Source organism: Chryseobacterium oryzae (genome assembly GCF_022811665.1).
GTDB lineage: Bacteria > Bacteroidota > Bacteroidia > Flavobacteriales > Weeksellaceae > Chryseobacterium > Chryseobacterium oryzae.
This window is the reverse complement of the sequence record NZ_CP094529.1, coordinates 2,222,820-2,242,953: the sequence shown is the minus strand read 5'-3', so window position 1 is coordinate 2,242,953 and position 20,134 is coordinate 2,222,820. Positions and strand designations below refer to the sequence as shown.

The following is a 20,134-nucleotide window of genomic DNA, read 5'->3' as shown; positions in this document are numbered from 1 at the left end:
GTAGTACGAAAAACTACCGAAAAGTTTATAAGTATAAGTCATCAATTAATTTTTTACAATTTACAGTGAAAATGTGGGTTTCAAAGTGCTGTATAAGCTTGAAAAGTCTTAATAAAATTAGCAAATATTAAAATTTATATTTAAAAAAAATCTTTCGGTAGTACGATAATCTACCGAAAGATATCCCGTGTCATTTTGAAATTTTGTCAAACAAAATAATTTTCAAATTATGGCAATATCAATTATCACCAAAGAAGACCTTCAGCAATTTAAAGCAAAACTGCTGGAAGCAATCGAAAATTTACTAAGAAGAAGTACAACCGAACAAAAATTGTGGCTGCGCACTTCTGAAGTTAAAAAGCTGCTTAATATTTCATCGGGAACATTACAAAACCTAAGAATTAACGGAACTCTTTCTTATAGCAAAATTGGGGGCACGCTCTATTATAATTTTAAGGATATTGAGAAAACTTATGCAAGGTTCTAAAGATTAATCTATAACGAAGACTTATGGAAAAATCAAATAGTATAATCGGCTACTTTGCGAGATTTGTTCAGGACAGCCGGATGTGTCCCACACATATCAGCTTATATGTTGCGCTTTTCCACTTGTGGGAAAAAAGCAGGTTTCAAACGCCATTCTCAATTTCTCGGAAGGATGCAATGGAATTAAGCAGAATTAAATCCTTTGCAACCTATCATAAATGTATTAAAGAAATTCACAATGCAGGTTTTATTGTTTACAGCCCAAATTACAATTCATACAAAGGAAGCTTAGTTGAAATTATTGACTTTGAAACACTTGATAAACAAAAAATAAATATTGAAAAGTATCCTGTATTGATTCCGAATACGGAGGTTGTATTTATTAAACCAGAACTTGATGAGATTGAATTATATTTTAATGAGCGGGATTTGCCTTCAGAAGAAGCGAAGCAATTTTATTCAGCTTATCAATCTAAAGATTGGAAGCTTTGTAACAATTATCCAATGAAAGACTGGAGATCAGCCGCAAGAATGTGGATTTCTAAACTCAAAATTAACACTTAAAGTTAGGACTATGAAGAATGTAAATCTTGAAACACCTTTGTCTCAACTGACGGTTGCGGAGTTCCTGGAAATTTCCAAAAGCTTTTTGTATGAGAAAAAATATGAATACGGATTAAAGGGTTTGGCAAAGATCCTGGGATGTTCAGTGTCAAAAGCTTCCGAAATAAAGTCCTCAGGAATTTTGGATGCTGCCATCATTCAAAGGAAAAATATCATCATCATTGATAAAGAAAAAGCACTGCAGCTTTTCTCCGAGAAATAAGATGTATTACCTAGAACTGATCCAACGGTTTTGGATGTTTAACAAAACTGCAAAAATGAGTCCCACGGAAGTGATGCTGTATTTGTATCTGCTGAAGATTGGTTTTGAAAAGGACCGGTATGATTTTACGATGTCAGATATTGCAATCGCCAGCGAGTTAGGATTAACTCAGAAAACAGTAAAATCCACTAAGGAGAAATTAGAAAAATCAGGTATTATACAATTTCAAACCGCAATTGGTCGTCCCTGTTCTTATAGGCTTCTGTTAAATTATGCTTTAGATTTTAAACCTGATAAGAAAAAAAATAAAAAGGTTGCAAGTAAAGAAAATTTTCAAGTCTTAAAAGTATTGGAAGTACTTCAGGAAAATGGAGTTCCTGATTCTGCAAACAGCGATATTCCATCTTGGGAAGAATTTATTGAATATGCTGAAACATTAGAAAACTATGCCCAGACTCTTGATATAAATATCAGGATAAAATACGATGGCTGGATTCAGAACAATTGGAAAAATGCTCTTGGTCGTCCGATAACCAATTGGAAGGCTACAATGAAAAGCGCTATTCCTTATATGAGGGATGGAAATACTGAAAAATCGATTTCGGTTGATAACATTCCCGATATAACACGCCCTGAAGTTTAATGAATTTATTTAAATAATCAAAAAAATGAAAGATAAAGCTACAATCATATCCGATCTGAGACCCGGACAAAAAGTAAATATCAATGGAATACTGGCAGAATATAAAGGCATTGAAAAAGTACGGATTCCAAATTTTGGAAAGGCTGAAAAGAGAGTTTTTAAAGAGCTAGAAGTAAATAATTTCAAATATTATAACCTTTCTGATGGTTCAAAGACACTTAAGAGCGAAAAAATCAAATTAATCAAATAACCTCTGATCACTTCTGATATTATGAGTTTTGATGATAAAGATTTACGGTTGATCCGAAAGAACTTTGAAAACAAAAAAGAAGTTAGTCCCGAAAAAATAAGGGTGGGAAACCATTTTGTGGATGATTTTATTTTTGATGATTCTGAGGCTGCTGACATTCCGATTAATGCCCTTCGTGTCATTTTTAATATGATTTCAATCATCAGCAGTGAGCAATTCAGACCGGAAGACCGCCCAAAACAGCTGACTCTTTTTGATGAAGAATTTGAAACCAGCAACAATATTTTTGCATCCATTAAAATACGGAATAGTAAGATTTCACCGAGTGGTTCTACTAAGCAGGTCATTGATGCCTATGAATTTTTGGCCCGATTTAAAATGGGTTGGTATAAGTCTTTAAATGCCAAGGGAAAAGAGATAAAGACCTTTGGAGGTCTGATTTCCACACCTAGTTACGATAAAAGAGGTTACACCACTTTTTTAGTAAGCAGCTATTGGCTTAAAAAGCTTGTGGTCATTCCGGAGTATAATTATGTCCTATACAATTTGGTATATAATGTCAGGAATAACAAACATATCATATTTGCAATGTGGCTTGCAAAACTGCCGGAAACGGGAACTTCCCTTAAGCTCGCCACACTGAATAAGAAGTTTGGTCTTAACTATAAAACAGCAAACGATTTCTGTTTCAAATTTCTAAAACAGGTGAGGATCAGCCTTGACAAATATAATAACCTGTCTTTCAATTATAAGTACAAGGAAGATCTTATCTTAATTATTCCATCAAAAACAAATTATATTTCTGAAATGGAAGTTTTAGTATATCCCAATAAACTTACAGAAGTTAACAAAAGACTAAGTTATTTTCGGAAAAGATTTGGACTTCAGGAAAATGAAATGAAGCAATTTTTTCATCAATACCGAAACATCCCGCAAACCCGGCTGTTAATTGAGAAAGCCTTCAAGAGATTTATAAAAAATTGCAGATTCAAAAGGATAAAATCAACCCTCATTCAAGGGATGGAATTTTTAAAGGAAATTCAAAAACTTTTAATAGAGGTTTACCGGGAGACAAGAGCCGGAAAAATGCTTCCCAATAGTTATCCAATAATATTGTAAAGTCGGAATTGCGCTCATTCGGAATTCGGAATTGCGGTCGTTGAAGTTAAAAGTATCTTAAAATATACTATTTTCAGAAGTTGTTTTCGGAATTGAACTCATTTCAAAATTGTGCAGGAATTCTAAACTGTAGATAAGAGCTCAAAATTGTCAGTAAGTGCAGGACTTTGTAGACAGTGAGAAAAAGTGATTTCGGAATTACGCTCATCCTTATATGATGTTTTATTCGGAATTGCGCTCATTCCAGTTTCGGAATTCCGCTGATTCCAAATTCGGAATTGCACTCATTCCAAAAGTGAACCATAGTCTTTATACATCGTACATCCGCGCAATTACTAAAAGTATAATAAAAGAAATTAAAAAGTTTTTTTTATTTAAAAGGAAAATGTGGATAAAAAATTTGCTTTAAAAAGAAAAAAAATGAATTGTGAAGAAGCCAGACAAAACATCATGATCAAAGATGTACTTGAACACTATAATTTGTTTCCTTCGAAAGAAAACAGAAAAACAGCATTTTACTTTGCGCTCGACAGGGATGAAAAAACACCAAGTTTGTCTGTAGATTTTGTAAAAAACAGAGCTTTTGATTTTGGCACCGGTAAAAGTTATGATGTCATTTCGATTGTCCAGCAGATAAATCAATGCTCAGTTTCCGATGCTTTAAAATATTTAGAAAAGTATGAGTTTTCAAGTTGTGATAAAATGCGGAATTTGATAGCGGATGAAGAAATGCAATATAAAATTCTAAAAGTGAACAATATCCAACATTTTGCATTAATTGACTATTTAGAATCAAGAAAAGTGAGTGCACAAAAGCACTTGGTTAAAGAGATAAATTATGAGACGAATGGAAAGAGGTTTTTTGGGTTGGGATTCTTTAATGATTCTGGTGGAGTGGAGATCCGTAATAAATATTCAAAGATTTGCCTTGGTAAAAAAGATGTCACATTAATCAAAAATCAACAGAACACGTTTAATGAAATTGCTGTATTCGAAGGTTTTTTCGATTATCTGACGTTTAAAAATATAAGTAGGGAGCAGAATTTAGATTTTCTGATCCTAAATTCTACTTCTATGCTGTTCAAGGTTGAGAAAGAATTAAAAAAGTACCGGAAGATTTCTTTATTTTTAGATAATGATGCTAATGGCCAGCTTGTTAAGTCTAAAATTGCAAATCAGTATAATAATGTGGAGGATTGCTCCCATATTTACCTTGGCTACAAGGATTTGAGTGAATGGTACTGTAGGGATTGACAAAAGGCTAATAAGTAAATAATAATATTTAACTAAAATAAATATTGTTTAAGACGAAGTCACATTTTTATTACTGTCTTATTTAATTCTGAATAGGATGCGCCATCTATAGGAATTTTATTAAATACAATTGCTGTTAGCTAATTTTAAAAGTTGTTTTATGTAATTTGTTTCTTTTTGCATCGTTTTTTTTTGTTACGTAAAGCAAAATTAATCAATGCTTAAGTCTTATATTTTACGTCATGTTTTGTCGTACTCCAATGATACATTTGTTTCAGAAAAAAATTAAAAATTATGGATAAAGTAACCCAACAAAGAATCGAAAAACTTCACCCTTTTGTAAGAGAAGAGGTAAAACAAATTATTAAAGAATGCGATGAAGAATTAACAGGAAAAGCCAAGATCAGGATAACCCAGGGATTGCGAAGTTTTGAGGAACAGGAAAAACTGTATGCTATCGGAAGAGTGACTTCAGGAAAAAAAGTAACCAATGCAAAGGCAGGGCAAAGCATCCACAACTACGGTTTGGCGGTTGATATGTGCTTAATTATTGACGGAAAAACCGCAAACTGGGACACTGCAAAAGATTGGGACAACGACAAGATTGCCGACTGGTACGAATGCGTGAAAATTTTCGCAGAACACGGTTGGGACTGGGGTGGAAACTGGAAAACATTCAAAGACCTTCCTCATTTTGAGAAGAAGAATTTTCCGACTAAAAAGGGTTTGGCAAAAACGAGTTGGAGAGCGCTTTCTAAGCTGAAAAAGGATAAGGATGGATATGTAATATTTGAAAAATAATTTATCATAATTTATTTAATACGTCAAGTTCTGTCGCTTTCCGCTCCTATCTTTACTTTACCAAAATAACAGTAGAAAAATGAAAAAAACAACCCTACTTTCTTTAGATGGAGGCGGAATAAGAGGCATTATCACCTGTATTGTTCTACGCTACATAGAAGAGCAACTGCAGTTTCACGATACACCGAGTGCAAAGCTTGGAGATTATTTTGATTTGGTTGCGGGAAGCAGTACGGGAGCATTGATAGCAGCGATTATTTTGTGTCCCGACGAACATAGAAAAGCAAAATATTCTATACAGAAAGGTTTGGAATTGTATTCTGAAAAAGGAGGAGATATATTTCAGGTTTCCTTTTGGGAAAAATTGGTAAATCCTTTTGGATTGCTGAATGAAAAAATTTGTCAGGAAGCTTTAGAAAAAAACCTGAATGATTTTTTTGGAAAGCTAGAGTTAAAAGAATTAATTAAACCATGCTTAATAACAAGCTATGACATAGAAAACCGAAGAGCAAAATTGTTCAACTCATGGAAAGCCAGCTTAAACACAGATAATTTTTACGTAAAAGATGTTTGCAGAGCGACTTCAGCTGCTCCGACTTATTTTACTCCTGTTCAGATTAAATCAATGTACGGACAAATTTTCAGTTTAATTGATGGCGGAATGTTTGCCAATAATCCTGCACTTTGCGCTTATGCGGAAGCCAGAAAAATCCCTTTTGCCGAAGTTTTAAAAAATCATCAGAAAGCCAATCATCCCACTGTAAATGATATGATTATCATTTCGATCGGAACCGGGCTTGAATCTAAAAGTTATTCATTTAAAAAGATGGAAAAAGCAGGGAAAATTGGTTGGGTAACTCCGATTATAGACATTTTGATGTCTGCCAATGCAGAAACGGTAGATTATCAGCTATGTCAAATGTTTCAGACTCTAGGAACAAGAAATCAGAAGAATTATTACAGAATAAATCCGTCTTTAAAGAATGCTTCTCCAGCAATGGATAATGTAAGAAGATCAAATATTGAAAATCTTATTCAGGCTGGATTAAGCTATATTGATGACAACAGAGAAACTTTGAATCAAATTGTGCAGAAATTAATTAAGAATAGAATATAAGCTTTTCAACTTATAAACAATCAATATAAGCTATTTTGATTATACTAAAATAAATTATAAACTGCTTAAAAACACGTCGAGTTTTGTCGTTATCCAATTTTACTTTTGTACTATAAACAAAGACACAAAAACATAGTCCTCAAACTTTTAAACACTATATCATTCAACATTTCTGTATGCTGAACAGCAAGAATAATATTCAAAAACAACCAAAATTTTTAAAACACAAAACATGGAAACACCAAATCACAATTTCGATACAATCAACAATCACAATCTCTACACCATTAGTTGGAGCGGTATTGAAGATATAGAAGTAGATAATGAAAACTATTTTAATGATATTGAAAACTTCTTGAGGGAAGAGTTTGAATGCAATGCTTTACGACAGAATTTTACAAATAAATACACAATAAAAATTTAAAATACGTCAACTTCTGTCGCTCCTCCATAGTACTTTTGAAGTATCAATAAAAACGCAAAACAATCATAGATTTTTACTGACAGATTTCTGAATTAGGCTTGTGAAAAGTCCGAATAGCCAGAAATATGTCTTAAACCCAACAGTTAAAAAGTACAATATGACTTTCCTTATCAAAGAGAAAGGTGGATATCTTTTGCCGGAAACCACCTAAAAAAATAAGGCTAAAACCTGAAGTAGCCCTAATAAAAAGAGCCTTCAAATCTTAACCTTTATAAAATCAAACAAATTTACAAAAAAAATGTCAGACACTAATAATATTAACGAAAGCGGGAATAACACTACCAATAATACATCGCAGACACTTTTCCGATTCATAAGCATGAGAAACCCTCAGCTTACAGAAACAAAAAAAGAAAATATCGGGTTTATACACAGACCCGGATTAAATAATGCATTTGATCAGGCAGTAAGAAACAGGTCTGGAATTTCTAAACTGAGAGCTCTTGAAAATCAGTGCAGATCATTTTCCTCACCGTTAACTGAAAAAGACCTGGAAAACAGTCAATATGTATCTCTTCTTAAAATTGGAAGAAAAATCACGAAGAAGCAAACTATTTCAGCTGAAGAGCTTGCCAGAACAAAGGAACGCTACTCTTCAGGACAGGTAGAAATAGAAAAGCTTTGGGATAATTTGATTTTTCAAGTAATTACACAAAAAGATTTCTACGCAAAAGAAGCTATTGTGCATATTTTAAAAGCGTTACATATAGGATATGTGCAAACCTTATCTTTAACGGAAGAGCTTGTGAAAATTAATGGGTCAGATTTAATTACTAAAGCATTGGATGCCAAAGTGGTCATGCCTAAAGATCTTTTTGTTGAGGAAGAAGTGGTCGGATCTTCTTTGGCAAGCAGGTCAACAGCATCCGGAACTTCGGATCTTTCGTCAAAAGCATTGGAAAGATTAAAAGTCAATGCAAAAAATGATCTTGTGGTTACCCAAGCTCTTTTAAGAAAAGAACAATTGGAGAAACTGTATACAGAGCTTGAGAAAATTCAAAAATCTTACAACAGTTCCAGTGCAAATGCTTATCAGGCTGCCTATGATCGATATAATGCTAATTATCAGTCTCAAAGAGAAGAATATAACAGGATTTTTTCTGAAATTGAATATTTAACCGAACACAAAGCTTCGGAAGAAGAGTTAAGAAAATTGTACGAGCAGTTAAGAGAACTGGAAGTTCCTGCTTTTGAATTTTCTTATCAAAATGAGATTGATATTTCAGATCTTCAAAGAAAACTTTCTCCGGAATCATTTGAATTGTTCATAAGCATATGTGCTGTTCAGAATGTAAATGAAGATTTCTATTCTAAAATTCCATCCAGTGCAAAAATGGAAGTGGTGTCTGATTCCGAATTAAAAATAGGAACACAGGCGCTTCAAATTGACAACAGTTATCAGACATTTGATAATGTGTTTATGCAAATACAGAATCATAGTTCTGCTGCTATTCAGACAGCTTTAGACAATACGGTATTAGACCAGACACAATATGCGAACTTGGCAGGAGCATTGATTCCTGTGGGAGGATCATTAACAAGAACACATCTTGCATACAACTTATTGGCGGTATGGAGAAGGTCTGCTTTTGTTCCGGATAACGGATTTATTAATTTCTCCTTTGAGGTTCAGGATAATTCTTGGAGTGTTGCCAATGCCAGAATTATATTGGATTCTAATACAGGGCATCACGAAGAAGCATTGGGAAATGTAGATGTTCTAAACGGAATGGTGAGTTTCACAGCGGTAATGGTCAATAAATTCTCATCTGTTTCCAAGATCAGGATTGATATCTACTTCAACAATGGAAGAGAAGCATATCTGGAATTACTTAAAATTCCTAATAATGAAGCTCAATTAGGATTATTAACATTAAAACCCGGAAAAGAAGGACCGAGAGAGGAAGAACCAACAGAAGGAACACCGGTTTCCAGAAAGCTGTTCGGGCTTAAAAGATTGGGGATTGCAGAATATATGAAGGTGGTACAGAGCACCCATGCGTATGTTCCGGGAGATGTCACCCATATTGAGAATATCATGGCGAGAGAGTTTAAGCAGAAATCCACAAGAAGACTCAGAAAAACTGAAATTCAGACGACAGCTTCCAAGTCTACAGAACGTGAAACGCTTACCGATACAACTTCTACAACAAGACACGATATGCAGTCTGAAGTTGCCAATGTTATCATGAAAGATACTACTGCACAGGCTTATGCAAACTGGAGCAAAGATACTGAGCTTTATGGTAGATTTGAAGTCGGAGGAAGTCTTGCAACCCATAATGCAAAGGAAAACAGCGTTCGTCAGGCAATGACCCAGTCACAGGAAATTACCAATAAAGCTACCGATAAGCTTCTTACGAAAATCTCTGAAGAAAGGATCGAAAAGATCATCGAAGAATATGAAGAGAATAATGCTCACGGCTTTGATAACAGAAATGGAGACCGACACGTAGTAGGTGTTTACCGATGGGTAGATATGAAATATAAAAACCAGATCTATAACTATGGGAAACGTACAATGTTTGAGTTTATGATTCCTGAACCTGCAAGATTACACCGTTTGGCTACGGCAGTGGCAAAAGCGGATGTATTAACAGCACCTATCGATCCGCGAAAGGCTCCTGCTCCTTATACAATGGCAAGTCATAAAGAAGCTACGAGACAGCTTTTACAATATTGGGCAGATATTTATGGGGTTACATTGACCGCAGAAATGCCGGGCAAGGAAGTTATTCTTAATGCCAACGGAAGTCCACAGACTGAAGGCGAAGGTGTATTCTTTGATTCAAACCTTGAAATTCCTGATGGTTATAAAGCAACTTCAGCATCTATCGTTTGGGCATACAACAAGCAGAGAAACAGATCAGGATTCTTTCAGGGGAACTATATTTTACCTGCTTATTTATCTTTCGGTAACCTAAAAGGAGGTAGTTATTATAAAGAAACCCGAAACCAGACTCTTAACGGAACAGAAGGTGTAAGCGGATTAAATCTTACAGGAGTATTTAATTACAGAGTTTCCGGAAAGAACATCGGAGGATTTAATATCGCTTTAAAATTCCCTTGTGTTCCAAATGATGCAAACGTCATGGCTTGGCAAACTGAAAACTTCAATGCGATTATCGAAGCCTATAAAGAAGCTTATGAGAAATTTAAAGAAGAACAGGCAAGAATAGATCAAGAACAGAAAGAGAAAGAAGCGGAAGCTAAAGATAAAACAGGTAATTTCTACCGTTATATGGAGAATGATGTCCTGAAGCACAACTGTATTGCTTATCTATTGCAGGATTATTTATCTCCAAATACTATCGGACAAAATTTTACCGACGGAGATAAAATGGAAAACTTTCAGGTATTCTTAAATGAAAATCTTGATAAGTACACTGCTTTAGCAAAATTCATGGAACAGGCTTTCGAATGGAACATTATGAGCTACAGTTTCTACCCTTACTATTGGGCAAATAGAAAACACTGGCAGGAAATGTACATCAGCGAAAGTGTAGATCCGTTATTCAGAAGTTTCTTACAATCCGGTATGGCAAGAGTCATTGTAACGGTAAGACCTGGATTTGAAGATGCGATTCAGTTCTTTTTGAGCACTGGTAAGATCTGGAACGGAGAAGAAGTTCCTGTAATCGGAGATCCGATGTACATGAGTATTGTAGATGAAATGAGAGAACCTGTAGGATTAAAACAAGGTAAACCTTGGATCACAAAGCTTCCTACTACCCTTACGATACTGCAGCAAGATTCTGCAGGTCTGAAAACGGCAACAGCTTTACCATTTAGTCATGAAAATCCTGAAGAGTTTGAGAACCCTGAAGATGTGGTTACCAAATCAGAATTTGCTATTACAGATGCACAATTAAGCTCAGGAAAGCACCGTTTTGTAGAAAACATCGACATTAAGAACGGTAATCTACAGCTTACTACGGATAGCGATCCCCGAAAAGTAATTGCACAGATCTCTATGCAGAGCATCAAAAATAATCTTCCATAAAAGTATAGTCAACTAATTATTAACCTGCTTTAGGCAAGTGGCGGTTGGAAAAAACTAACCGCCATAAGCCAAAAGCTAAAAAATCATAAAAATTATGACTTACGAAGAATATTTAAACGAAATAGAAGATTTTGACGATATCACAAAACAGGAGCTTATCTCTGACTTTCAAAATCTCATTCCATTAGACAACACATCTATGATGCAGCAAATGGGCTACAATGGGTTTCAGGATCTTCTGCAAACTGAAAATAATACAAGTATCATGCAGCTCGGAGAAAGCTTTAGGGGAATGAATAATGTGAGTCCAGTACTAGCCATGGGAGCCATTTCAGGAAGTAGCATATTAGCAAAAGACACTTATTTCATCGACTCAAAATCTATTGACTATAATGGAATTATGGTAATTAATGATGTCGGAACAGATCCTGATGAAATAAAAATTGTAGAAAAAGATTTTTACTATTATCCAAAAAGTAAGAACAAAAAATTTGCGTATCATGTGAAGATTTTTATTTCGACCAGCGCAAAAAAACTAGAAGAAGCATATAAAAATACCTTGGCAGGAGAACATGAATTACTGATTTTTGTAGAAGATAATGTTTCCGACAAAGCAGATTTTATCTATGGTGCAGTAACGGTAGGAAATAAATTAAGAGAAAATCTTCTGTCAACTTATGCAAGTCACGTTACGGAAAATAGTGATCTTATTCGTGAGATTCTAGACTCTTTTGTAATGGAAACTGGATATAACATAGATGAAAAATTTGTAAAAAAGCTTTTGAAAAATGGAAAAGCTGAATATCCTACATTAAAAACAATTTCTGCCATCTACACGATGATTGACTTTATTTCATTCGGGGCATTTGCCGAAGTTTCAAACTATGGTATATGTTTATTATTAGACAAAGCTATAGAATTTCTAAACAAAGGAAAGATAGAAGACCATCGTTGGAATCCAAAGGCACAAAAACCTTTTGACCCTAAGTTTTATCCCATTGTTTTAGAGCAAGAACTGGATAAGTTAGATGACAATGAGCTGAATAAAAAGATAAGAACCATTGTTCAGGATCTTACTAATAGTTTTGAAGTATATGATACTTATTTTAGTAATCTTTTAAATATTTCTTCCGTCTCTCAAAAGAATCACCAAAATTTTTCATTAAATAAAATTGTATATGATGCTTTTAAACAAATTTATTTAAGATGCAAAGAAATTATTAATGATTTAGAAAACATAGATATTTCTGACGTTTTAAAAACAGGGATAAGAGCATGGAATGCTTTTGTTTGTGGAGTGTGGAATTCTCTGGTAGACGCTGTTACGAGTCTTTTAGACATGGTAAAGATGATCATTAACGTTAGTACTTCCAGCAAAGAGTTGATGAAAAATCTATACACGCATTTACCTAGATTAATAGAACGTGTAGAAGAAGGGTTGCAAAGCTTTGAAAAATTAGATCTTTGGCAACTTACACTGCATTTTTTACAAAAAGCAATTACAGCTTCAATAAATATAGATTTCGTTCACTTAGCTTACTTCATAGGTGGATTTCTAGGATTCGTTATATCTTTACTTATTGAGGTAGTTATAGGAATTTTGCTTACAGGAGGAGTGCTTTCAGTAGAAGAAATAATAAGGAGATTAGGACAGGAACTATTTGGTTTTTTTACTAGTTTTGCTAGAGGAGTAAAAAAGGCCTGGCAAAAGAGTGCTAAATTTGTAAGCAAAGCAATAGATGAGTTTATCCGAATTTTAGATGCTTTTATTGATTTCATGAAGCAAGGTAAAGATGAGATAAGAAAAATGATTGATGAAATCTTTGATGCCATTAAACTTTACTCCAAAGAAACGAGAAGCTCTTTGAATATGCAGCTTCCTTTTTTAGGACCGGCAGAGATCGCTTTACAGAAAAGATTGATGAAAGCATTTTATACTGGCTTTAAAGATTTACTTCTAAAATATGTAGATGTAACCAAAGTAATTAAAAAGTGGAATAAGCTTAAACCCATGCGTGAGCTTTCTAAACAAGATATGGAAATGATGCTGGAGTGGAGAAAAAAGTTTTTAGGAGACAGAAAAGCATCAAACGTCGCTACAATGAAACAAAAAGTGAGAGTAAACGGTGAAGTAATTGAATTAGAGTATAAAGCTTTTGCAACTGAAAATGCACCAGGGTTTTGTGGAAATCCTAACAAAGATTACATTGCCAAGCAACTAGGAATCTCTATGGACGAATTAGATTTGCACTACGAGACTTTAGAGAAAGATGGTAAAATGTTACGATTTAAAGACTCGGAACACAAAATTTTTGCGCAAAACGATCACGATTTGGCAACATTAATGGCAAAACATGGCAAAGAAAATGTACAAGTTTTGGAGAATAATTTTAAATCTCTATACGAACCTTGCCCATCTTGCAAAAAGCAAATTATTATACGACAAGAAATGTATAATATTAAAAAATTGAGCGTGGAAGCAGTAAAATCTGATGCAAAAGAATATGTAAAAGGAAATAAACAATTATTAGAATTTTTAAATAAATAGTTATGAGCTATATATACATGCAAAAATTGGCAAATACGCCAAAAATAGGAACACAGAAAATAAGAGGTGTATCTCCATCTGAGATTACAAAAGTGGAAAATAAATTAAATATCAAATTTCCACTAGCTTACAAAGAGTTTTTGTTGCTAGCTGGGGAATATACAGGTGGCTTGCAACTTTTTGATGGGCACAGTACTTTAGATATGTTGTCGCATGACGAAGTATTAGGCTATTTAAAAGAAACTTTAAAAGGAAATAAGCTAAACATAACAAGACCATTTTGGGTAATATCAGAATATGGTAATTTTGACCAATTTACATTCTTTTATCTTGATGAGAACACAGAGAATCCAAATGTTTGGGGAGTAACGTATCGTGGAGATGATGAATATTATATTTATCCGTTAAATAAAACGTTTAGCGAATACATAAGCTCAACCATAGACAAATCTATTCATTTTTCAAAATATGGATATTAATATAAAAGCCGTTAGTTAATAACGGCTTTAAAATAGTTATTTATCGTTTTTTGAAATTTACTTATTGCTATTTTATTCTCACGGCTAATCCTAGTGTTATTAGTAGGCTGCTAGAATTGCATCATCAATTTCTTTTAGGATCGTATCTTTTGTTGTATGCGATGTAGAAAGTTCGATTAATATAGTTATCAAATTATGAATATAATATTGAAATTTACCTAAACTTTGGATGTTTATTTCTCGCTGTTTAGCATGATGAACATACGAGCTTCTGATTCCATACATTTCTTTTAGTAATAAGATAATAAATTTCCGTTCTTCGATATTTTTCGTTACTAATTTTGAAATGTATTTCGTTAAACAGTTCAAAATTGGTTCATTTGAATCCGATAAAATTACTGACTCTAATTGAGTGAACAACTCTATTACTCTTTTATTCAAATTATTTTGATAAATTGCTCTTGCAAATAATTGTATAGAATTGATAATTGTTAAATCCAATTCAGTCAAATTTTCCTTTTCGTCTATTTGCTTAACGATTTCTTACATTTCCTTACTTCAGAAGCTAAAAAACATAATTGCAAAATTGATGATTTGGAATTAAGTGATAACGATAAAATTTATGAAATAGAGTGGTAAGTTTTAAAGGCAACATAATAAAAAAATATGACAAACAAAGCTCTAAAATCTCTACTGGAAAAGTTAAATGCAAACGACAAATCATCTAGCTTATTTTTCCTGAGACCATTAAGTCCCAATGTAGATTTTGCAAAAATTTGGACTGATAAACCAAAAAGTACGGATAGTGTTACTAATTCAGATGGACCAGATAATTTTTATTTAATTAAAAACGATGATAAGAAATATGTTGCAATTGTTTTTGATATGCGAAGAGATTTACATTGGTTTGTTCTTCCAGATTATAGAGGAAAGGGATATTTGACAATGGCAATGAAGGACATTATTATTCCTCATTTATTTTTGAGTAGAGATGAACAACGGATAACAATAAAGGAAAATGATATTGGGAAGGAAAATTTTACAGCTTCCGAAAAAGTTGCAATAAGTTTGGGATTTACAATCTCCGAAGATGGAGAATATTTACTATCACCTACCCCAAATATTATATTTGATGATAACGTAGGAATAGACACCCCATTTTCTTTAGAAAGAATCAATGAGCTTAAAAAACAAATCAATTATTTGGGAAGGTCTCTTTGGGCAATACAAACCGAAGTAGAAATGAATCTTGGAAATACAGATTATTCAGAAGAACTTAAAGATTTGGTTAATCAAATTAGAAATCATACTTGGAAATTGGAAGATTTTTATTGGAGTAAAAAATCATCAGGTATTTAATAATAATCCCATATAGTTATAAAAACGAAAAAGGCAGGAAAAGCATTTCTACCCTATAATCGGAAACGCAACTTTGCTTGAAATAAGATACAACCACTTTAAAAATACACCATCACAATTCCTTAGCCTGCTTTTATAAAATGGTTGTGAAATAGTGTATTTTTTGGATTACCCACATTAGATTGGTATTATCTTTTAAATAGTAACTCAGTTATAAAATACAGACGCTTTATTAAAAGATAAACCCAGCTTTTTAATACCTACGTAAAATTTACTAATATTTGAAAACAACCTACGTAAGTTGTACGTGTGTTGCAATTGCACTTTGATAAAAATTTATAACATCAGAGTTTAACTACATAAAAATACAAGCTTCTTTTAAAACTTATTCTTTATTTTTTCTGTTAATAAGCAATAAATACATAACCGTTTAATGAGCAGTTGTTAAAATATTTTTAACCTGAAAAATTGAATTTATTTTAAGAGCAGATTATGAAAAGTATATCTTGCGGATTAAGAGACCCAAATTAGATCGAAACATCTTATGCTTAGTTGTGATTCTAGACGCCAAAAAAAATAGCTTTCTTTTATACCTAAGTAAAATTTACTAATGCTTTCAAACAACCTACGTAAATTTTACCTAGGTTTCTATAATACTTTTGTAAAAATTTACAAATCCAAAGTAACACCTACATAAAAAATTCAAGCTTCTTTTAAAACTTATTGTTTATTTTTTCTGTTAATAAGCAATAAATACATAACCGTTTAATGAGCAGTTGTTAAAATATTTTTAACCTGAAAAATTGAATTTATTTTAAGAGCAGATTATGAAAAGTATATCTTGCGGATTAAAAGACCCAAATTAGATCGAAACATCTTATGCTTGGTTGTGATTCCAGACGCCAAAAAAAAAATAGCTTTCTTTTATACCTAAGTAAAATTTACCAATGCTTTCAAACAACCTACGTAAATTTTACCTAGGTTTGTATAATACTTTTGTAGAAATTTACAAATCCAAAGTAACACCTACATAAAAAATACACAACTTCTTATTTAAAGTAATTGATTGTCTTTTTCTTAAAAATGCAATAAATATGTAACCAATTAATTATCAGTATTAAATTTAATTTTTTTAATCTCTGAAAAATTAAACTGCTTTTCGTAGCAAGATGTGTCTTTGTACCCACAAATTTTGCCAAATTTCTGAGTCCAAAGACGATCTTGCCTTTTCTGCAAAAAGGAGGAAAAACGGCGGAACTTGTTTTTCTATTTTGAATAAAATCAGGTTTAATATTCCAAATTAGACCAAATTATTCTTTTTCAATCTTTGAAGATTCCAGACTCATCCAGAGTATTCTTAACTAGCCCATCTCCGGTCAAAGCTATTGTTTTAGAGGTTTTTATGCTTCAACTTTGCAGTAGAAATTTTATCAAAAATGAAAAAATTATTTAGCCTTTTACTATTTGTTTTTACAATTATCCTTAGAGCTCAGGTCGGAATTAATACGGAGACACCTTCAGCAACTTTGGATATTATTGGCAAGCCAGATTTACCCAATCACTATGACGGCATAATTCCACCAAGAATTACAGGTGATCAGCTTGCAACTAAAAATTATTCGGTATTGCAAAAAGGTGCTATTGTCTATGTAACTCAACCTGCATCTAATCTTTTGGGTCAAGTTATTCATATTGTTGAAGAAGGCTACTATTATTTTAATGGTCAGTTTTGGAATCAGATACTTACTGAGCCTACTTACTATGATGCTCTTGTCGTATTGGACGAGACACTTCCGATAAATACTATTTCTGAACAAACCTCCTGGAACAAGTATCTTCCATTTCCAACGAATCCCCGACAGCATACTTTATCAACAAAAATATATAGATTGGGAACATCTGGTCTTGGAATAACCGGAGAAATTGATGCAAGGAGAATTGGAACAATTGGCTACCTAGATGTAAGCATCACTTGTTCAGCACCCATCAATTCAAACTACATCATGCTCAATCTCTCAAAACCATTACGCGATTTAGGATTTATGACCAGTGGAAGTGTCGGTTCGCTCAACAATATATTGGTAAGCGGAAGTCCTAATGGAGGAGGCTTAGGTGTCGAACAAGGTATAGTTTCATTGACAAACGTCGATTTTCATTTGCTGTTGTGGAAGAATCAGATTGAAAAATTTAATGGTAAGATAAAAGGCATGACCACTTTTCCGATAAACTATCTGAATGTAGTTGAATGATAAATGAGAAGAAAAATTCTATCAAAATTAGGATTTCTGCTATCCAGAAAGATAATTGGCAAAAAATCTGTCTAAATAAAGGAATTTCCTTAACAAGCCTAATTGTCAATTCTGTAGAGAACAGATTGATGGATGATGAGAGAAGAAATGTTTTAGAGTTCATTGAAAAACAAGATAACATCTTTACTAAAATTGAAACCAATATTAATCAGGTAGCAAAAATTGTCAATACTCAGAAGTTTATCAGTTCTAAAGAACTGGATAATTTTTCAGACAAGCTCACAGAGATTTTGGAATTGAAAAAGGTGCAGAATAGGATATTTGAAAATATTTATGCCCTGCTGGCAAAATGATTATTAAAATTATGGCTCCGGCAGGTTCAGGTTTTCCGGGAGTAAATTATAATGACAAGAAGATCAATGAAGGAAAAGGCGAGTTGATGAAGATGAAAAATTTCCCATCATTTATCAATAAGAATAGCAATAAACAAAAGGTTCGGGATTACTTGAAAGCGATTTCAAATGGAAACAAAAAGGTTTTGAAACCTCAGTTTCACGCAATGATCTCTACTAAATTTCAGGAACACTCAAAAGAGGAGCTGACTAAGATTGCTGAAGATTTTATGGATGAGATGGGATATGGGAAACAACCATTTATCGTAATTCATCACAACGATACAGAAAATAATCACGTCCATATTGTCACGACCCGTGTGGACAAAGAGACAGGGAAGAAGATTAATGACAGTTACGAGAAGCTGAATGCTCAACAAGCACTAAGCGATACTTTAGAAAAGCTTTACGAAATTAAGTCAGAAGAAAAATTGAATAGACTTCTGAATTACAAAATAAGTTCTATCCATCAATTAGAAACTTTACTTATCAGGAATGGATACAAACTGAGCAAGAACGCGCCTGATGAACAGTATTTGACGATTTTAAAAAACGGAGTTACTCAACGGACTTTATCTGAAAATCAGTTGGTCTTCGATAATAAAAATGATAAAAACAGAACAAAGCAACTTCGGGCAATTTTGTGGAAATATAAAAATATCTATTCCAATAAAGTTTTTAAAGTCGAGGATTTTAGGAAACAGGAAGGAATGCTTCCTGAAGAAAAAGTAAAAGAAAAAGATCAGCTTGTTCCTAAGATTGAATTTGAAAGTGAGCTTCAGAAAAAACTCCGAGATGTTTTTGGGATTGACATCGTATTTCATCACAAAGATGAGTATCAGCCTTTTGGTTACACTTTAATTGACCATAAAACAGGCTCAGTTTATAAAGGTAGCGAAATTATGAAAATGAGGGAGTTGTTTGAGTTCACTTCTGAAAAAATAGACAAAAAGCTGTTTGAAAGTCTGAAGGATTACAATGTAAGAGATAGTGAAAGTAAAATTCTATTACTGGATTTTCTCAAAGCTAGAGCACTGGAAAGTGAGTTAAAGGCATTTATGCTATTTGGGAATAAAAAACTTAAAAACAAAGAAATATACAATACTGTCAGAAACGATGTTCGAGACTATCTAAAAACTCAAAATAATAAAGATATCAATGTTATTAAGTCAGAAGATGGAAAGTATTATGTCATCCATTCGAGACTACATTATATTGGAGAAGTGGTGGCATTGATCGGAGAAAAGCAGTATCAAAAATTGTTTGATCCTCAGATACAGGCTACATCAAAAACTGAAAACAAGGCAGGAAATCAATTGAATAAAGTTGTCAACGAGTTGTTTTTTGAACTGATGAAAAGTTCAGGTACAGCCAAAGATCCTGCTGAAGATGAACGTAAAAAGAGAAGAAAGCGCCGTTAGTGGAAGGCTATTTATTAATCTGAAAAATATAAACCAATCGATATGATAATCACTTTTGGGACACAGAAAGGAGGAACAGGTAAAACAACGTTAGCTATTGCTTTTGCTAACTACATTGCACTTTCTTCCGAGAGGAAGGTTAATGTATTCGATTTTGATTTTCAGAAGTCTTTTTACCACAAATGGAAAGAAGATGAGTTGCTCGAAATTCCCAAACTCTATGATGTGCAAATCATTGATGAGGAGAATGAGCAGCCTTTTTCAGATTTTGAACATTTGATTGAAATGAAGGAAAGTGAAGACGTTAATGTGTTTGACCTTGCAGGAACATTGGATGCAAAATACAGTGATCTGCTTATTTATAGTGATTTTATAGTTATTCCTTTTGAATACTCCAATGTATCGGCAAAATCAACTTTGGTGTTTATCAACTTTTTAGGTCTTTTGGAAAGCCAGGCGGAGAGGGTTTTTATCCGATCAAAATATGATAAAGGCTACAAATACCAGAATCAGGAAGGTATGGATGCCGAGATTAGTAAATATGGTCTTCTGTTAAAACGCCCGGTCTTTAAAAGGAATTGTTTGCAGACAATTGATACTAGGAAACTTACCTATGAACAAAAATATGCAGTTAAAAACTCCTTTTTGGAACTGACAGAATATATTAATAAATGCCTTGAAATTACTTTATAACAAAATCATT

Annotated in this window: 19 protein-coding genes; 18 read left to right on the top strand and 1 reads right to left on the bottom strand. The window is 33.2% G+C overall.

Features of this window, described 5'->3' with window-relative positions; genetic code table 11:
- The first annotated feature begins 229 nt into the window (after positions 1-229).
- The 13 genes from MTP08_RS10250 (at position 230) to MTP08_RS10190 (ending at position 14,010) form a co-directional block, all read left to right on the top strand.
- Positions 230-487: a helix-turn-helix domain-containing protein gene (locus tag MTP08_RS10250; protein ID WP_243575917.1), complete on the top strand. Its 258-nt coding sequence runs from the start codon at positions 230-232 to the stop codon at positions 485-487.
- A gap of 23 nt (positions 488-510) precedes the next feature.
- Positions 511-1,050 carry a hypothetical protein gene (locus tag MTP08_RS10245; protein WP_083206640.1) on the top strand — a complete coding sequence of 180 codons (540 nt, stop codon included), beginning with the start codon at positions 511-513 and terminating at the stop codon, positions 1,048-1,050.
- Between the two features lie 10 nt (positions 1,051-1,060).
- Entirely contained in the window at positions 1,061-1,312 is a 252-nt protein-coding gene (locus MTP08_RS10240; protein ID WP_065720748.1) for a DUF3853 family protein, read from the top strand.
- A gap of 1 nt (position 1,313) precedes the next feature.
- Entirely contained in the window at positions 1,314-1,955 is a 642-nt protein-coding gene (locus tag MTP08_RS10235) for a hypothetical protein (RefSeq protein ID WP_065720747.1), read from the top strand.
- A gap of 25 nt (positions 1,956-1,980) precedes the next feature.
- The gene (locus MTP08_RS10230) at positions 1,981-2,205 is read left to right on the top strand and encodes a hypothetical protein (protein WP_065720746.1); all 225 of its coding nucleotides are present in this window, start codon (positions 1,981-1,983) and stop codon (positions 2,203-2,205) included.
- A 21-nt stretch (positions 2,206-2,226) separates the two neighbouring features.
- A complete protein-coding gene (locus tag MTP08_RS10225; RefSeq protein WP_065720745.1) occupies positions 2,227-3,324 on the top strand; it encodes a hypothetical protein in 1,098 nt (365 codons plus the stop codon).
- A 387-nt stretch (positions 3,325-3,711) separates the two neighbouring features.
- The gene (locus MTP08_RS10220) at positions 3,712-4,578 is read left to right on the top strand and encodes a toprim domain-containing protein (RefSeq protein ID WP_312396798.1); all 867 of its coding nucleotides are present in this window, start codon (positions 3,712-3,714) and stop codon (positions 4,576-4,578) included.
- A gap of 294 nt (positions 4,579-4,872) precedes the next feature.
- A complete protein-coding gene (locus tag MTP08_RS10215; RefSeq protein WP_065720744.1) occupies positions 4,873-5,379 on the top strand; it encodes a M15 family metallopeptidase in 507 nt (168 codons plus the stop codon).
- A gap of 79 nt (positions 5,380-5,458) precedes the next feature.
- On the top strand, positions 5,459-6,496 hold the full coding sequence (locus tag MTP08_RS10210) for a patatin-like phospholipase family protein (RefSeq protein ID WP_065720743.1): 1,038 nt from the start codon (positions 5,459-5,461) through the stop codon (positions 6,494-6,496).
- A 232-nt stretch (positions 6,497-6,728) separates the two neighbouring features.
- Entirely contained in the window at positions 6,729-6,920 is a 192-nt protein-coding gene (locus MTP08_RS10205) for a hypothetical protein (protein ID WP_065720742.1), read from the top strand.
- Between the two features lie 298 nt (positions 6,921-7,218).
- The gene (locus MTP08_RS10200) at positions 7,219-10,983 is read left to right on the top strand and encodes a hypothetical protein (protein WP_065720741.1); all 3,765 of its coding nucleotides are present in this window, start codon (positions 7,219-7,221) and stop codon (positions 10,981-10,983) included.
- A 94-nt stretch (positions 10,984-11,077) separates the two neighbouring features.
- On the top strand, positions 11,078-13,531 hold the full coding sequence (locus MTP08_RS10195; protein WP_243575916.1) for a hypothetical protein: 2,454 nt from the start codon (positions 11,078-11,080) through the stop codon (positions 13,529-13,531).
- A 2-nt stretch (positions 13,532-13,533) separates the two neighbouring features.
- On the top strand, positions 13,534-14,010 hold the full coding sequence (locus tag MTP08_RS10190; protein WP_083206639.1) for an SMI1/KNR4 family protein: 477 nt from the start codon (positions 13,534-13,536) through the stop codon (positions 14,008-14,010).
- 99 nt (positions 14,011-14,109) lie between these two features.
- On the opposite strand, the gene MTP08_RS10185 is transcribed toward MTP08_RS10190, so the two are convergent.
- Entirely contained in the window at positions 14,110-14,511 is a 402-nt protein-coding gene (locus tag MTP08_RS10185) for a HEPN domain-containing protein (protein WP_065720738.1), read from the bottom strand.
- A 165-nt stretch (positions 14,512-14,676) separates the two neighbouring features.
- Between MTP08_RS10185 and MTP08_RS10180 the strand changes: the two genes are divergently transcribed.
- The 5 genes from MTP08_RS10180 (at position 14,677) to MTP08_RS10160 (ending at position 20,124) form a co-directional block, all read left to right on the top strand.
- On the top strand, positions 14,677-15,369 hold the full coding sequence (locus MTP08_RS10180) for a GNAT family N-acetyltransferase (protein WP_065720737.1): 693 nt from the start codon (positions 14,677-14,679) through the stop codon (positions 15,367-15,369).
- Positions 15,370-16,805: 1,436 nt separating this feature from the next.
- A complete protein-coding gene (locus tag MTP08_RS10175; protein ID WP_065720736.1) occupies positions 16,806-17,618 on the top strand; it encodes a hypothetical protein in 813 nt (270 codons plus the stop codon).
- A complete protein-coding gene (locus MTP08_RS10170) occupies positions 17,615-17,971 on the top strand; it encodes a hypothetical protein (protein ID WP_065720735.1) in 357 nt (118 codons plus the stop codon). The genes MTP08_RS10175 and MTP08_RS10170 overlap by 4 nt, the downstream gene beginning before the upstream one ends.
- Positions 17,968-19,431, top strand: coding sequence for a relaxase/mobilization nuclease domain-containing protein (locus MTP08_RS10165; RefSeq protein ID WP_065720734.1), 1,464 nt, complete (start codon positions 17,968-17,970; stop codon positions 19,429-19,431). The genes MTP08_RS10170 and MTP08_RS10165 overlap by 4 nt, the downstream gene beginning before the upstream one ends.
- A gap of 42 nt (positions 19,432-19,473) precedes the next feature.
- Positions 19,474-20,124, top strand: a complete 651-nt coding sequence (locus MTP08_RS10160; RefSeq protein WP_065720733.1) for a ParA family protein — start codon at positions 19,474-19,476, stop codon at positions 20,122-20,124.
- Positions 20,125-20,134: the final 10 nt, after the last annotated feature.

Bases quoted from the DNA above. Each gene is read 5' to 3' on its own strand.
- MTP08_RS10250 (WP_243575917.1), top strand. From the start codon at position 230: ATGGCAATATCAATTATCACCAAAGAAGACCTTCAGCAATTTAAAGCA.
- MTP08_RS10245 (WP_083206640.1), top strand. From the start codon at position 511: ATGGAAAAATCAAATAGTATAATCGGCTACTTTGCGAGATTTGTTCAG.
- MTP08_RS10240 (WP_065720748.1), top strand. From the start codon at position 1,061: ATGAAGAATGTAAATCTTGAAACACCTTTGTCTCAACTGACGGTTGCG.
- MTP08_RS10235 (WP_065720747.1), top strand. From the start codon at position 1,314: ATGTATTACCTAGAACTGATCCAACGGTTTTGGATGTTTAACAAAACT.
- MTP08_RS10230 (WP_065720746.1), top strand. From the start codon at position 1,981: ATGAAAGATAAAGCTACAATCATATCCGATCTGAGACCCGGACAAAAA.
- MTP08_RS10225 (WP_065720745.1), top strand. From the start codon at position 2,227: ATGAGTTTTGATGATAAAGATTTACGGTTGATCCGAAAGAACTTTGAA.
- MTP08_RS10215 (WP_065720744.1), top strand. From the start codon at position 4,873: ATGGATAAAGTAACCCAACAAAGAATCGAAAAACTTCACCCTTTTGTA.
- MTP08_RS10210 (WP_065720743.1), top strand. From the start codon at position 5,459: ATGAAAAAAACAACCCTACTTTCTTTAGATGGAGGCGGAATAAGAGGC.
- MTP08_RS10205 (WP_065720742.1), top strand. From the start codon at position 6,729: ATGGAAACACCAAATCACAATTTCGATACAATCAACAATCACAATCTC.
- MTP08_RS10200 (WP_065720741.1), top strand. From the start codon at position 7,219: ATGTCAGACACTAATAATATTAACGAAAGCGGGAATAACACTACCAAT.
- MTP08_RS10195 (WP_243575916.1), top strand. From the start codon at position 11,078: ATGACTTACGAAGAATATTTAAACGAAATAGAAGATTTTGACGATATC.
- MTP08_RS10190 (WP_083206639.1), top strand. From the start codon at position 13,534: ATGAGCTATATATACATGCAAAAATTGGCAAATACGCCAAAAATAGGA.
- MTP08_RS10180 (WP_065720737.1), top strand. From the start codon at position 14,677: ATGACAAACAAAGCTCTAAAATCTCTACTGGAAAAGTTAAATGCAAAC.
- MTP08_RS10175 (WP_065720736.1), top strand. From the start codon at position 16,806: ATGAAAAAATTATTTAGCCTTTTACTATTTGTTTTTACAATTATCCTT.
- MTP08_RS10170 (WP_065720735.1), top strand. From the start codon at position 17,615: ATGATAAATGAGAAGAAAAATTCTATCAAAATTAGGATTTCTGCTATC.
- MTP08_RS10165 (WP_065720734.1), top strand. From the start codon at position 17,968: ATGATTATTAAAATTATGGCTCCGGCAGGTTCAGGTTTTCCGGGAGTA.
- MTP08_RS10160 (WP_065720733.1), top strand. From the start codon at position 19,474: ATGATAATCACTTTTGGGACACAGAAAGGAGGAACAGGTAAAACAACG.